This window comes from Longimicrobium terrae (genome assembly GCF_014202995.1).
GTDB classification, from domain to species: Bacteria; Gemmatimonadota; Gemmatimonadetes; order Longimicrobiales; family Longimicrobiaceae; genus Longimicrobium; species Longimicrobium terrae.
Window position 1 is genome coordinate 615,242 of sequence record NZ_JACHIA010000002.1, and the last position, 13,598, is coordinate 628,839.

Below are 13,598 nucleotides of genomic sequence, written 5' to 3' on the forward strand. Positions count from 1 at the left end.
GACGAATTTCTGGATGAAGTGCTTGCGATCCGGAACGATGATCCGTATCATTCGGAACTAAGTTCCGTTTACGGAAGACACCGGGCTTGGATCAGACCTTCAACGGAGGGAAAGAACATGCAATACCGCCCGCTCGGCCGGACCGGCATCCGGGTCAGCCCATACTGTCTCGGCGCGATGATGTTCGGAAAGCTCGCCAATTCCGATCACGACGAGTGCATCCGCATGATCCACAAGGCTCTGGACTTCGGCATCAACTTCATCGATACCGCCGACATGTACAGCCGTGGCGAGTCGGAGGAGATCGTGGGCAAGGCGCTCAAGGGCCGGCGCGAGGACGTGGTGCTCGCCACCAAGGCGTTCCATCCCATGGGCGACGATCCCAACCGGCGCGGCGGCTCGCGGCGCTGGCTCACCACCGCGCTGGAGGATTCACTGCGCCGCCTGGGCACCGACTACATCGACCTGTACCAGATCCACCGGCCCGCGCCGGACACCGACATCGAAGAAACACTGTCGGTGCTCACGGACTTCATACGAGAGGGCAAGGTGCGCGCGATCGGCGCGTCCACGTTCCCCGCGTCGGACATCGTGGAGGCGCAGTGGGTGGCCGAACGCCGCGGGCTGGCGCGGTTCCGCACCGAGCAGCCGCCCTACTCCATCCTGAACCGGTCCATCGAACGCGAAGTGCTCCCCGCGTGCCAGCGCTACGGCATGGGCGTGATGGCGTGGAGCCCGCTGGCCAAGGGCATGCTCACCGGCAGGTACCGCCGGGGCGAGCCGGCGCCCGACACGCTGCGCGCGAAGTACATGCCGGCGGCGATGAGCAACGAGGCCAGCCTGGACAAGGTGGAGCAGCTGATTCCGGTGGCGGAATCCGCGGGGATGTCGCTGATGCACATGGCGCTCGCGTTTGTGGTGGCGCACCCGGCGCTCACCTCCGCCATCATCGGCCCGCGCACCCCGGAGCACCTCGACGGCCTGCTCGCCGGCGCGGAAGTCGTGCTCACGGACGAAATCCTCGACCGCATCGACGAGATCGTGCCGCCGGGCGTGGACGTGGCGCCGCTGGAAGGCGCGGCCTACACGCCGCCCTGGATCGCGCAGCCCGCCCTCCGCCGCCGCCCCATCGCCGAGCGAGTGGCGGCGTGAGTGGCCGGACCCGTGTGCCTGGTTGACCGTCTGTTCACCGCACGGAAGCTGATACCGCACCGGGCAGCGCCGATTTTCCCCCTGTGAACCAGCCCGCGGAATCGTCGCGATTTCGCGGGCTGCGGTGAGCACGGCCCGGCGAGGAAACTCGGATGACGCCATGTTGTGGTGCGTTTATCGCGGGTGTCGCGGGGCACGTCAGTTCCCTTTCGTACAGATCACGTGGAGGCGAGCCATGCGAAAGATCAAGCTGAAGCTGGAGCAACTGGAGGTTGAAGCGTTCGCGACGGACGCTGCCGGCCCCGCGAACGGTACCGTTCACGGCCGTGAGTATACCGTTGGCCAGGACTGTGCGACGGTTCAACCGGGCAGGGGAGGTTGTGAGAACAGCGGCGTTGCATCCTGCGCGTGGTGTCCGGCCGACACCCAGACGTGTCAGGACTGCAGTTGGACCAACGGAGATGGGGCAATCTGCTACTGGTAAGCGCTGTCCCGTACTCATGTGCCATGCGCAGCGGCGCCGCGGAACTCTGGTTCCGCGGCGCCGTTCCAATAGCGCATCCTGCCGGACCGATGTCCGCGGTGGCGCTACGGCAGGACCTCCACGTAGCCGTCCGTGCCGTGCACGCGGATGCGCTGGCCGTCGCGGATGAGGCGGGTGGCGTGCTGCACGCCGACGACGGCTGGCAGGCCGTATTCGCGCGCGATTACGGCGCCGTGGGTCATCAGGCCGCCCACCTCCGTCACCAGGCCCGCGATGGAGACGAAGAGCGGCGTCCAGCTGGGGTCGGTGAAGGCGGTGACCAGGATGTCGCCCGGCTCCAGATCCGCCTTCGCCATGTCCAGGATCACCCGCGCGCGGCCCTCGACGGTGCCGGCGGATACGGCGAGGCCCACCAGCGCGCCGGTAGGCAGACCGTCTCGCCGGTACGCGCCGGCGACGGCCTCGCCCTCCGACGTGAGGACGCGCGGCGGCGTGAGCGCCTGGTAGGTCCGGAATGCGTCCCTGCGCTGGCGGATCAGGTCGTGATCCACGCGGTTCGTGCGCACGGCGTCGTGCAGTTCATCGAACCGGAGGTAGAAGATGTCCTCCGTCTCGCGCAGCACGCGGGCGTGGACGAGGCGCGCGGCTTCCTCCATCAACGCCTGCTTGTAGACGAAGTAGCGGCTGACCATGCCGTACTTGGGATACTCGCGGTACCCGGCGAACGCGCGGACGCGGTCGATCATCCGCCTGGTTTCCTCTGCCTTTTCCTCCCCGCCGGGCAGGGCGCGCAGGCGCGCCAGAACGTCCTGCTCCTTGGCGGCGGCGTCGCGCCGCCCCTGCTCAAAGCGGCGCGCGGCCTCGCCCGGCTCGAAGTTCCTGACGTTGCCCAGGATGAGCGGCACGAGCATTCCGGGGCGCTCGCTCCAGCGCGGCCGCGTGATGTCGATTTCGCCGGCGCCGCGCATGCCGTAGCGGTCCAGCCACCCCGCGATGGCATCCCGCGCCTCCCGCCCGCCCGTGACCGAAAGCAGTTCATCCAGGAAGTCCTCGTCTGTCCCATGCTGGAGGAAACTGACGACGTCCGGGTGCGGGCGGATGGCGTCGGCGACGTCCAGCAGCGCCAGGCCCATCTCCGACGTGACGTTGTGCGCGACGGACTGCGTGAGCGTGTCCGCCGCGTTCTTCTCGCCCAGCCACACCTCCAGCCGCTCGTTCAGCCACCAGGCCGCCTCCATGGCGCCCATGATCACCGGGCGGCTGCGCAGATCGAACAGGAGCCGCTTCAGTTCCCGCATGTCCGCGAGGATGAAGTCGAACAGCGCCGGCCCCGACTTTCCGCGGATGTCACGCCTGGCGGCGGCGATGGAGGCCTGGCTCTCCGCGATCAGCGCTTCGACGATGGCCGGATCGGTCTCAACCAGGCCGGGTTCGCCAGCGCTCGGCGCCACCCAGCCGGGACCGTCCTCCGGAGGCGGCGGGAGAAAGCCGTCGCGGCCGATGACGGTCTGCAGCGCGTCACCGATGAGCGGATCGGACTTGCCCAGCATCCCCATGAGATCCGCGCGGCCGGCCGGGCTCGCCAGAATCCGGGTCACGTCCACGAACAGGCGCCCCCCGGCCTCGGCCATGGGCCTGGGCGTGGTCATCTGCCAGAAGGAGAGGCCCAGCGGCTTCATGGCGTCGGTCATCATCTGCTGATGGCCGACGGAAACGTAGACGTGGTTCCCGCCATCGTCCGCCGCGGGGATGGGGAACAGCGTGGTGATGGGCCGGCTCTGGACGATGTGGAATTCGTCATCCGCCAGGCACCATTCGATGTCCTGCGGGGCGCCGAAGTGCGCCTCGATCCGCCGGCCCAGCTGCACCAGTTGCAGGACCTGCGCATCGGCCAGCGCCGGCTCGCTCCGCCGCCCCGGGTCGATCTCGTGCTCGCGCGTCCCGCCCTCCGGCGCGGCGTGGATGGCGAGCCGCTTGTCGCCGATCGTGCGCGCGACGATCCCGCCGTCCCGCACCTTGTAGACGTCCGCGTTCACCCGGCCGGAAACCAGCGCCTCGCCCAGCCCGAAGCTGGCCTCCACGGAGGCGAACTTGCGATGGCCCGTGACGGGATCGGCCGTGAACAGGATGCCCGCGGCGTGCGGTTCAATCATCCGCTGCACGACGACCGCCATGTGCACTCTGCGGTGATCGAAGCCGCTGCGGAGACGGTAGGTTACGGCGCGCTCGGCAAAGAGCGACGCCCAGCACCGGCTGATGTGCCGCAGGATCGCATCCGAGCCGGAGATGTTCAGATACGTGTCCTGCTGGCCCGCAAAGGACGCCCCCGGCAGGTCCTCCGCCGTCGCGCTGGACCGGACTGCGCAGGCAGCCTGCCCGCCGAGCCGGGCTACCGCGCCGGTGATCGCGGCGGCCATGTCGCCGGGGATGGGGGCCGATTCGAGGGTCGCGCGGATTTCCCCGCTGAGGGTGCGGATCGCGTCCCGATCATCCACCGTAATGTGTGACAGCCGCTCGAGTTGATGGTTGATGGACGGCGATTCCGCCATGATCCGCCGAAATGCGTCTGTCGTAACGCAGAAGCCGCGCGGCACGCGGACGCCGCCGATGCGCGAAAGCTCGCCCAGATGCGCGCCCTTTCCGCCGGCCAGCGCGATCTGCGTCCGATCAACTTCGCCAAGGTCCAGCACGAAGCGGTCAATCATTTCGCGACTCCCATGTCCACAGGTTTCGAGCCCTCAGCCGGGTGATTTTCGGCCGACAACTCTGCCACCCGCCCCTGGTCTGGCCGCAAGCCCGGGGGTGTGATATACTATGATCACGGCGGGGAAGGGCACTCTTCTCGATCCGCGAAACATCGATGAAAATCAGCCAGGGCGCAGGGGAAATCACCCCCGCGCCCTTTTGCGTACGCCTCAGCCCCCGCGCCCGGCTCTCCCGAACGCGCGGGCCGCCGACCGTCCGCGGGCCTCTTTCCGCGCCGTCCCGATATTCCGTTTCCGCCTCCGCCGCTCCCGATGATCGTACCCAAGCGACCCCTCGCGTGCGCGCTCGCGATCAGTTGCGCCGCGCTCGCGCCCGCTGCCGCGCAGCAGGCCCCGCCCTCCGCGCCGCGGGTGCACACCGAAGACATCGACACCTTCTGGGCCGCGTACGACAGCGCCGTCGCCACGACGGACAGCGCCGAGCAGGTGCGCATCATCCAGTCCCGGTACATCGATCGCGGATCGCCGGGGGTGCGGGCGTTCATGGCGGCGCGCGACTACACGGCGGAGGGGTGGGTGAACTCCATCCGCCGGTACCCGCGCTTCTGGACGTCCATCCGCCCCAACACGCTGCGGGTAAAGACCGGCGCGCCGGGCCTCGAGGCGTACATCGACCGGCTGCGGACGCTGTACCCGGCGCTGCGTCCGGCCGACATCTACTTCACCGTGGGAGAGCTGCGGTCCGCGGGCACCACGCTCGACAGCGCGGTGCTCATCGGCGTGGAGCTGGCGACGGGCGATCCCGAAACCGACATCTCGGAATTTCCCGCGCGGCAGCAGGCGTTCATGGCCCGCTACTTCGGCACGCGGCCCATCCGGAACCTGATTCCGCTGAACGTGCACGAGTACGTGCACACGCAGCAGCGGGGGATTGGCAACAGCGTGCTCGCGCGCGCCATCCGCGAGGGGAGCGCCGACTGGATCACGGAACTGGTGACGGGCGAAAAACTTGCGCTTCCGTACATGACGTACGGGCACGAGAACGAGGCCGTGCTCAAGGCGCGCTTCGCCGAAGAGATGTTCACGCCGCTCATCGGCCGGTGGTTCTACAACCAGGTGTCGGATGATCCCCGGCACGTGGCGGATCTGGGCTACTACATGGGATACGCCATCTCGCGCGCGTATTATGAGCGCGCCCCCGACAAGGCGCGGGCGATCCGGGAGATGATCGAGATGGATTTTGATGATGAAGCCGCGGCGGAGGCGTTTCTCCGGAGCTCGCGGTTTCTTCCGGAGCCCATCGACCGGGCCGCACTGCTGGCGCGGTACGAGGCGCGGCGGCCGTACGTGACGCGGGTGCTGCCGCTCATCCAGCGCGGCCCCATCGACCCCGCCACGACGGAGCTGCGCATCGAGTTCTCGGAACCCATGAGCACCAGCACCGGCACCGGTTTCGGCCCCGGCGGGCGCGAGCAGTTTCCGGTGACCGCGCGGCCAGGGTGGTCGGCGGACATGCGGGCCTACACGTATCAGGTAAAGCTGGAGCCGGGCCGCACCTACAGCTTTGTTCTGGAGGGGAGCCCCACCGGCGGCTTCCGGGCACCGAACGGCTACCCGCTCCGCGAACACCTGGTAGAGTTCACCACCGCGCCCGCCCGGCCCTGACGGTCGAACGGTTGGATTGAATCGCGGTAGCACTATCAGTCGGTCTGTCGGCTAATTGACTGTATGCTGCGTTCTCATGAGCATCGTCGCATGTCAACATTGTGTTCCCGATAGTTCATCCTTGCCGGTTGCTGCCGAGTGTCGCAAGTTTCGTCATCGCCCAGATGTAACCCAAGCGCCCTCTCTCAGCAGCCTGTAGAATGCGGCTTTATTTCGTTGGCGGAATACATGGTTCCGGAAAAACCACGTTGTGCCGGAACCTCGCGGCGAAGCTCAGGGCTCCGCACCATTCTGCGGGCGAACTGATCCGGTTGGGAGGCGAAAGCCAAGAGGTGCGTGATAAAACCGTTCGTGACGTGAAAAAAAATCAGACCTTGCTCCTTTCCGCTCTAAACGACCTTCGGAATGCTGGTACCGCAACTGTGATCCTTGACGGCCATTACACGGTCGTCGACAGTACTGGCGCCATCTGTCCTGTCGAGATAGAAGTGTTCCATGCACTCAACCCATCATCATTGGTCTTGGTGGATTCAGAACCGGAATTGGTTGTAAAGCGATTGCGCGAGCGTGATAATAGAGATTATAGCCTTACGTTTGTCGAGCACCATGCGCGTGAAGAAAAAGCACATGCAGAGACCATCAGCAGAACCCTACAGATTCCGCTGTTGCTATTGAGTGCCTATGCTACGGCTGACGCGCTGGCAAGTCAGCTAGTTTCACCTAACGCAATTCACTACGGCGTCTCATGAAAGTCCTGCTCGATACTAACATCCTCATTCATCGCGAGGCTCGGACTGTCGTCCGTTCTGACATTGGAACCTTGTTCCGCTGGCTCGACGAGCTTCACTACGAGAAGTGCATTCATCCAGGCTCTATCGCGGAAATCAAGAAGCATTCTGACCCAGAAGTTGTCCGCACGTTGGAGATTAAGCTCGGCAGCTATGTTGTCTTGAAGACTACTGCCCCAGATACACCCAAAATCAAAGAAATCCGTGCCTCAGATCAAACCCCCAATGACGAGATAGACACATCGCTTCTTGCAGAGCTCGTTGCGAACCGAGTCGATGCGATTATAACGGAAGATCGCGGAATTCACCGGAAGGCCGCGCGACTCGGTGTAGTGAATAGTGTGTTCACTATCGACGCATTTCTTGAAAAAGTCACGGCTGAGAATCCGTCCCTCTCGGACTATGAAGTACTTTCCGTACGCAAGGTGCACCTTGGTGCAATTAACCTGCAAGACTCCTTTTTCAACTCCTTTCGGGAGGACTACCCAGGATTCGACCACTGGTTCAATCGGAAAGCTGACGAGCTCGCCTACATCTGTACCGCGGATAACGGGAGTGTCGTCGCTTTTCTCTATATCAAGCGCGAAGAAAGCAATGAGAACTACAGTGACATCACTCCGAGCTTCATCTCAGCTCGCCGGTTGAAGATCGGAACGTTCAAAGTTGTCTCGAATGGGTTCAAACTAGGTGAGCGGTTCCTGAAAATAGTGTTCGACAATGCGTCGAATCTCCGTGTAGATGAGATCTATGTCACCATCTTCAAGCACCGTCCGGAGCAAACGCGGTTGATCGCCTTGCTTGAGGACTGGGGGTTCAGTCATCATGGGCAGAAAACCTCGAAGGCTGGCACGGAAGAGGTCTACGTCCGGAACTTCAGGCCCCATTACGAAGCACAGGACCCACGCCGCAGCTATCCATATATCCGAGAGTCTTCAAGGAAATTCATTGTTCCAATCTATCCCGAGTACCATACAGAACTCCTGCCAGATTCCATACTGCACACAGAAGACGCAGCCGATTTCGAAGATAACAGGCCCAATCGCAACGCGATCAGCAAAGTCTATATCTCGAGGTCGATGGAGAGGAACTTGCGACGGGGTGACCTAATCGTTTTCTACCGAACGAACGATGGTGAAGGCCCGGCACATTACCGATCCGTTGCGACGACTGTGGGAGTTGTCCTTACAGTCACTGCAGGCATCCAGACTTTTGATGAGTTTGTGAAGGCCTGTCGTAAACGCAGTGTATTCACAGATCAGGAACTCAAGAAGCATTGGGATTACAGAAAGTACGATAGGCCATTCGTGGTGAACTTTCTGTATGTTTACTCATTCCCGAAGCGACCCAACCTCAAGGAATTGCGAGAGAATGGGATTATCGCGTCTGCCCCTCGCGGCTTCATGCAACTGTCAGAGGCCGCCTTCCGCAAGCTCTTGGAGATAGCGCATGTCGACGACCGTTTTATTGTCAGTTAAACCACAGTTCGCTGAGGCGATCTTGGTCGGCGCTAAGAAATTCGAGTTCCGGCGCGCGGTTTTTCGCGACCCGGATGTGCAACGGGTAGTGCTATACGCGTCGAGTCCCGTCCAACGTGTGGTCGGTGAGTTCACGATCCAAGAGATTGTTCACATGGACTTGAAACGTCTGTGGGAGCACACTGAGTCGGATGCGGGCATCGAAAAAGAATACTTCGACGAGTACTTTGCAGGACGAGACCTCGGGTATGCAGTAGCTGTAGGCGAGACACGACGGTACCCGGAGCCGTTGGCATTGGACAGGCACTTCGGCATCCAGCACCCACCCCAGTCATTCCGGTACCTGAGTGACTCTGCGGATGAAAATGGAGTTACCGCCTTGCAGTAAAAGTGTCGGTTGGTGCCGTTGGGGGATTGTCCACAGTACCGATCCGACGTAGTAAACTCTAGTCAGGAAAGGGCGCGAGGGAGCATCCCCGCGCCCTTTCGCGTTCAGGAAGGGCCTCGCATCATCATAGAGCCAAAGCCGTGATAAGTACGGCCGCCTACTAGCAGATGCCGCCGCAAACTTTCGCCGATTACGCCGTAGGTGGTAACGTTCCCGTACCTGTCGCATCCAAACTAGCCTGATATGCCGCGCCTGTGCTTGGAGCGGAGTTAGTTCACCACGGTTTTGTCAGGAGTGGAATGACCAAACAGGTGCTGTTCGTTCATGGTGGCGGCGAGGGTACGTACGACGAGAGTGCGAAGGCCGTGGAAAGCCTGCGGGCCGCGCTGGGCGACGCCTATGTCGTGCGGTTCCCGAAGATGCCGAACGAGGCGGAGCCGGACTTCGCGACGTGGAAGAACGTCATCGCGGGCGAACTCGCGGAGATGGGCGATGGCGCCATTCTGATCGGCCATTCCATCGGCGGATCGGTTGTGATTCGAGTTCTCGTGGATGGCGGCATCGGGCAGTCGCTCGCGGGTGCCTTCGTGCTCTCCGCGCCGTTCTGGCACGATGACGATTTCTGGAACTGGAAGGAAGCGCAGCTCCCCGCGGACGCCGCCGAGCGCATTCCGCACGACCTGCCGCTCTTCCTCTACCATGGCCGGGAGGATGAGGTCGTTCCCGTCTCGCACGTCGAGATGTATGCGAGGGTGCTGCCTCAGGCCACGGTGCGCCGCCTGGACGGACGCAACCACATGCTCAACGACGATCTCTCCGAGGTCGCGCAGGCCATCAAGCGCCTGAGCTGACAAGGCAGAGAAGCGGTTCGTTTTCGGGGGGGATGCACGAAGGGCGCGGGGGATGGTTCTCCCCCGCGCCCTTTCTGCATCCACAGACCCGCAGCAGTCAGCGCGCCGGGAGCGTGCAGTCCTTGCGCAGGCCGAGTGCGTCGGCGATGGCGGACCAGGAGAAGGCGGCCACGTTGCCGTCGTCGTGCACGGCGTAGAATGCGCCGGCGGGGAAGGGGCCGAAGCCCACCTGCGTGAGCGTCACGCCGTCCGTGTTGCGCACCGTGGGGCCGCGGAACGAGCCGCGGTGCGCCAGCGTGCGCCGGTCGAACACGTGAAAGGCGTTGGCCTCGTGGCTCTGGTCCGTCGCGATCCAGTAGCCCTCCCGCGCGCCGCACGCGTACAGCGCAATCCCCTCGGCCTGCGACGGAAAGAACGCAGGGGGAATCACCGGCCCCGTAAAGCGCCCGTCCAGCGAGTACACCTTGAGCGCCGACTCGCCCGGGTTCTCCTCCGCGACGATCAGCCGGCCGTACGCCGGGTCCGCGGCAATGGACTCCACCACCCGCAGCGTTCCCGCGCCGCCGGTCGCCCCGAACGCGCGCACCGGCTCCGCGCGCAGGCCATCCTCCGCCACCGACACGCGGTACTGGCGCACCCGCCGCCCCAGTTCGGCGTCGGGCGGAATGCTCTCGTCCGCCTGCTCGTAGTTGTCCGTCACCCAGGTGGTGTACGCGCCCGCGCCGTCGCGCACCACGGCGATCCCGTAGGGCAGCGCCAGGTCATCCGCGCCGTACATCCCCACGGGCTGCATGCCGGGGAGGCGGAATACCTGCACGCGATGGTTGTCGCGCTCCACCACGAACGCCAGGTCGTCGACGACGGCGATGCCGTTGGGCCGCTCCATCTGCCCCAGCGCCGTCCCCGGCCCGCTGGCGCGCCGCAGCGTGCGCCCCGTGGCCGCATCGCTGATGACGATCACGTCCCCCGTCTTGGCCGTCGAGAGCAGCCAGTGCCGGCCCTCCGGCCCGTGCCACACGGCGGGAGAATCGATGTTGTCCGCCGTGTCCCGCGGGGTGGTGAACGCCTCGGCCACCATCACCGGCGCGGACACCGGGACGGTCGCGGGCGCCATCGCCGGCGCGCACGCCGTCATCCATCCGCCCAGCACGGCCGCGGAGGCGCGCCGGATCCCCGTCCTCCCCATCCCGCTCCTTGTCTGCGTCGTCATGGCGCTCACCGGGAGATGCGGAAGCCCAGCCGGCCCCACGTGCGGTAGTATTCCTGCTGAACCGGGCGTTCGCGGCTGCCCTGGTACACGACGTACGGCTCGTTGGTGAGGTTGACGAGTTCCAGGAACACCGCGCCGCGGTCCGTGAGCCGCGCCTGGGCGGAGGCGTCGAGCTGCAGGTGGCGGTCCACGAACAGGTCTTCGGCCGCGTCGCCGGCGTACTCGCTCACGTAGCGGTCGTGGTAGTTCACGCTGACCTGCCCCCACCAGCGCAGCCGCTCGTAGCTGAGCGCGGTGTTGAACACGTGCCGCGACTGGCCCTGGAGCCGCACCTGGCGCCCGTCCGGCAGTTTCGCGTCCGAGTCGGTAAAGGTGTAGTTGGCGTACACGCCCACGCCGTCCAGCGGAAAGGGAAGCCCGCTCAGCTGGCGCTGCAGCGCCACCTCCACCCCCTGGATGGACGCGCGCTCGCCGTTGCCCGGCTGCTCCGTCTCGCCACCCAGCTCGTTGTCCGCCGTGAACACGAAGATGGGGTCGCTGATCCGCTTGTAGAACACGCCGGCCGAGGCGACGCCGATGCGCGCGTCGTAGTGCTCCAGCAGCAGGTCGAAGTTGCGGGCCAGCGTGGGATTCAACCCGGGGTTGCCCAGCGTCAGGTCCTCGTCGTCGCGCAGGCGGTAGGGGACCAGGTCGTAGAAGTTGGGGCGCGCGATGGCGGTGGTGAACGCCGCGCGCAGGTTGGTGCGGGCGCCGGCCGCGTAGCGCAGGTGCACCATGGGAAACAGGTTGCCGTAGTCGTTGTCCGCCCGCACCGGGGAGAGCGTTTCCTCGTCCGGATCAAAGTCGAAGCCGCTGGTGGAAAGCTCCGTGTGCTCGTAGCGCACGCCGGGCAGCAGGCGCAGGCGCGGCGTGAGGCTCACGTCCGCCATCACGTATCCCGCCGCGACCGTCTCGTCCAGATCGTAGTCGTTGGTCTCCTCCTCCAGGTCGCGCTCGCTGTCCAGGTCCGCGGCAAAGCGGTCGGTGAAGCCGCGCACCTCGTCCGGCGTGGTGGCGAACGGCGTCTGGCGGTAGCTCCCGGGATAGCGGAGCGAGCGTCCCCAGCCGCGCCCCACCTGCTCGCCCAGCAGAATGCCCTCCGCGTCGTCGGCGAGTTCGGCGGCATCGGTGTCCACGTTCTGCATCTTGGTGCGGTCGCGCAGCCGCCCGCCGAAGCGCAGGGTGCCGGCCGCGCCGCCCAGCCGCAGCGGAAGCGACAGGTCCAGCGAGCCCACCCAGTCGGTGTTGCGCGTATCGGAGCGGCTGGTTTCGATCTCGTCGAACTCGAAGTCGCCGTCCAGCGCGCCGGCGGCGGGGTTCGCGCCCACGTGGTCCGGGTCGATCAGCGACGGGGCGAACGCCACATCGCCCTGCACGAAGCTGATCTCGTCATCGAACGGCGTGTGCTCCAGCGACCGGGTGAACGCCAGGCTGTGCTCCAGCCGCAGCCCGCCGCCGATCCCGTGGTCGCCCGTGAGCGCCAGGTTGTACGTTTCCAGCCGCTCCAGCCGGTTCTTGTGCTGAAAGGCCAGTTCCTCATCCGCCACGGCGTTCACCAGGTTGCGCCGCTGCTCGTGGTCTTCCAGCTGCGAGTACACGCCGGTCAGCATCAGCGACGAGTTGGGGCTCAGCCGGTAGTCCAGGTTTCCCGTTCCGCCCACCCGGCGGCGCGAAAGGGTGTAGTGGCGCACCTGAAGTTCTTCCAGTTCGTCATCATCCATCCCGTCGCCGCCCAGGTCGTACGCCGGCTCCAGGTCGTCGCTGCCGAACGCGCGGCGGTTGAACGAGCCGGTCACCACGGCGCCCAGACGTCCGTCCATCCACCGGTTTCCCGCCGTGAGCGCGCCGCTGCCGCCGAACTCCTCGCGCAGCGACGAATAGCCGCTGGCCGCCTCGAGCGAAAAGAGGCCGCGGTCCGGCGCGCGCCGCGTCACCAGGTTCACGGCGCCGCCGATGGCGTCGGCGTCCATGTTGGGGAGAATGGCCTTGGAAACCTCGATGGCGTCCAGCAGGTCCACCGGCACGGCGTCCAGCGCAATCTGCCGCGCCTCCCCCTCGGGCGAGGGGACCTGGATGCCGTTCAGCGTCACCTGCGTGGCGGCGGGCGAGGCGCCGCGGATCTGGATGTAGCGCCCCTCGCCCTGGTCGCGGGCGATGGACACGCCGGGGATGCGCTGCACCGCCTCGGGCGCGCTGGCGTCGGGAAAGCGGCCCATCTGGTCCGCCGCGACGACGTTGACGATGTTGGGCGCGTTGCTCTGCTGGTTGAGCGCGCGGGCCTGCGTGCGCGCCCGGCTGCCCTGGATGGTGATTGTTTCCAGCGCGATGGCGCGCACGGGAAGCTCGAAGTCCGCCGTCGCGGTGGCGCCCGCGGCCACGCTGACCGACTGGCTGCGCTCCTGCCGGCCCAGGTAGGACAGCACGACGACGTATTCGCCCCGCGGCACGGCGTACAGCACGTAGCGGCCGTCGGCGGCGGTGACCGCGCTGAGCGACGTTCCCTGCAGCGTCACCCGCGCGGATTGCAGGGGCTGGCGGGTTTCTGCCTCGGTCACGCGGCCTTCCACGCGCCCGGCCTGCTGCGCGTGAAGGGGGAGCGCGCCGGCCAGAAGGCAGAACACGGTGATCGCGGCCCTGCGGATCCAGGGTGCTCGCGCAGTGTGCATGGTGCGTCTCGGGGGAGCTTCGTGAACATGGGGGTGACCCGGCCGCCGTCCCGCGCGGGCGGAACGCGGCCGAACGGTCACGTTACCCTGCCCGCGGGCCGTTTCGACTCCCGTCGCGTAACGCCCCCGTACCGGGATGATGCCGGATTCCACACGGGCGGATGGACGGGGCGGG

At 65.6% G+C, this 13,598-nt stretch carries 9 protein-coding genes; 6 read left to right on the top strand and 3 right to left on the bottom strand.

The window, feature by feature from the left end:
- Positions 1–117: 117 nt before the first annotated feature.
- A complete protein-coding gene (locus tag HNQ61_RS06030) occupies positions 118–1,152 on the top strand; it encodes an aldo/keto reductase (RefSeq protein ID WP_170037224.1) in 1,035 nt (344 codons plus the stop codon).
- Positions 1,153–1,740: 588 nt separating this feature from the next.
- Here the strand turns inward: HNQ61_RS06030 and rph are convergent.
- Entirely contained in the window at positions 1,741–4,341 is a 2,601-nt protein-coding gene (gene rph, locus HNQ61_RS06035) for a rifamycin-inactivating phosphotransferase (RefSeq protein ID WP_170037221.1), read from the bottom strand.
- Positions 4,342–4,653: 312 nt separating this feature from the next.
- On the opposite strand from rph, the gene HNQ61_RS06040 reads away from it, so the two are divergent.
- The 5 genes from HNQ61_RS06040 to HNQ61_RS06060 all read left to right on the top strand — a co-directional run bounded on the left by HNQ61_RS06040 (position 4,654) and on the right by HNQ61_RS06060 (position 9,508).
- Entirely contained in the window at positions 4,654–6,006 is a 1,353-nt protein-coding gene (locus HNQ61_RS06040) for an Ig-like domain-containing domain (protein ID WP_170037218.1), read from the top strand.
- 200 nt (positions 6,007–6,206) lie between these two features.
- Positions 6,207–6,755 (top strand): ATP-binding protein, encoded by a 549-nt coding sequence (locus HNQ61_RS06045; RefSeq protein WP_170037215.1) that lies wholly within the window; start codon positions 6,207–6,209, stop codon positions 6,753–6,755.
- Positions 6,752–8,269 (top strand): PIN domain-containing protein, encoded by a 1,518-nt coding sequence (locus HNQ61_RS06050; RefSeq protein WP_170037212.1) that lies wholly within the window; start codon positions 6,752–6,754, stop codon positions 8,267–8,269. The genes HNQ61_RS06045 and HNQ61_RS06050 overlap by 4 nt, the downstream gene beginning before the upstream one ends.
- Positions 8,241–8,657 (top strand): ASCH domain-containing protein, encoded by a 417-nt coding sequence (locus HNQ61_RS06055; RefSeq protein WP_170037209.1) that lies wholly within the window; start codon positions 8,241–8,243, stop codon positions 8,655–8,657. The genes HNQ61_RS06050 and HNQ61_RS06055 overlap by 29 nt, the downstream gene beginning before the upstream one ends.
- A 299-nt stretch (positions 8,658–8,956) precedes the next feature.
- Positions 8,957–9,508 carry an alpha/beta hydrolase gene (locus tag HNQ61_RS06060; RefSeq protein ID WP_170037206.1) on the top strand — a complete coding sequence of 184 codons (552 nt, stop codon included), beginning with the start codon at positions 8,957–8,959 and terminating at the stop codon, positions 9,506–9,508.
- Positions 9,509–9,605: 97 nt separating this feature from the next.
- Here HNQ61_RS06060 and HNQ61_RS06065 read toward each other — a convergent pair whose 3' ends face one another.
- Positions 9,606–10,718, bottom strand: a complete 1,113-nt coding sequence (locus HNQ61_RS06065) for a phytase (protein WP_205761886.1) — start codon at positions 10,716–10,718, stop codon at positions 9,606–9,608.
- 5 nt (positions 10,719–10,723) lie between these two features.
- Positions 10,724–13,423, bottom strand: a complete 2,700-nt coding sequence (locus HNQ61_RS06070; protein WP_170037203.1) for a TonB-dependent receptor — start codon at positions 13,421–13,423, stop codon at positions 10,724–10,726.
- Positions 13,424–13,598 lie beyond the last annotated feature (175 nt).

Bases quoted from the DNA above. Each gene is read 5' to 3' on its own strand.
- HNQ61_RS06050 (WP_170037212.1), top strand. From the start codon at position 6,752: ATGAAAGTCCTGCTCGATACTAACATCCTCATTCATCGCGAGGCTCGG.
- HNQ61_RS06040 (WP_170037218.1), top strand. From the start codon at position 4,654: ATGATCGTACCCAAGCGACCCCTCGCGTGCGCGCTCGCGATCAGTTGC.
- HNQ61_RS06045 (WP_170037215.1), top strand. From the start codon at position 6,207: ATGCGGCTTTATTTCGTTGGCGGAATACATGGTTCCGGAAAAACCACG.
- HNQ61_RS06060 (WP_170037206.1), top strand. From the start codon at position 8,957: ATGACCAAACAGGTGCTGTTCGTTCATGGTGGCGGCGAGGGTACGTAC.
- HNQ61_RS06030 (WP_170037224.1), top strand. From the start codon at position 118: ATGCAATACCGCCCGCTCGGCCGGACCGGCATCCGGGTCAGCCCATAC.
- HNQ61_RS06055 (WP_170037209.1), top strand. From the start codon at position 8,241: ATGTCGACGACCGTTTTATTGTCAGTTAAACCACAGTTCGCTGAGGCG.
- HNQ61_RS06065 (WP_205761886.1), bottom strand. From the start codon at position 10,718: ATGACGACGCAGACAAGGAGCGGGATGGGGAGGACGGGGATCCGGCGC.
- HNQ61_RS06070 (WP_170037203.1), bottom strand. From the start codon at position 13,423: ATGCACACTGCGCGAGCACCCTGGATCCGCAGGGCCGCGATCACCGTG.
- rph (WP_170037221.1), bottom strand. From the start codon at position 4,341: ATGATTGACCGCTTCGTGCTGGACCTTGGCGAAGTTGATCGGACGCAG.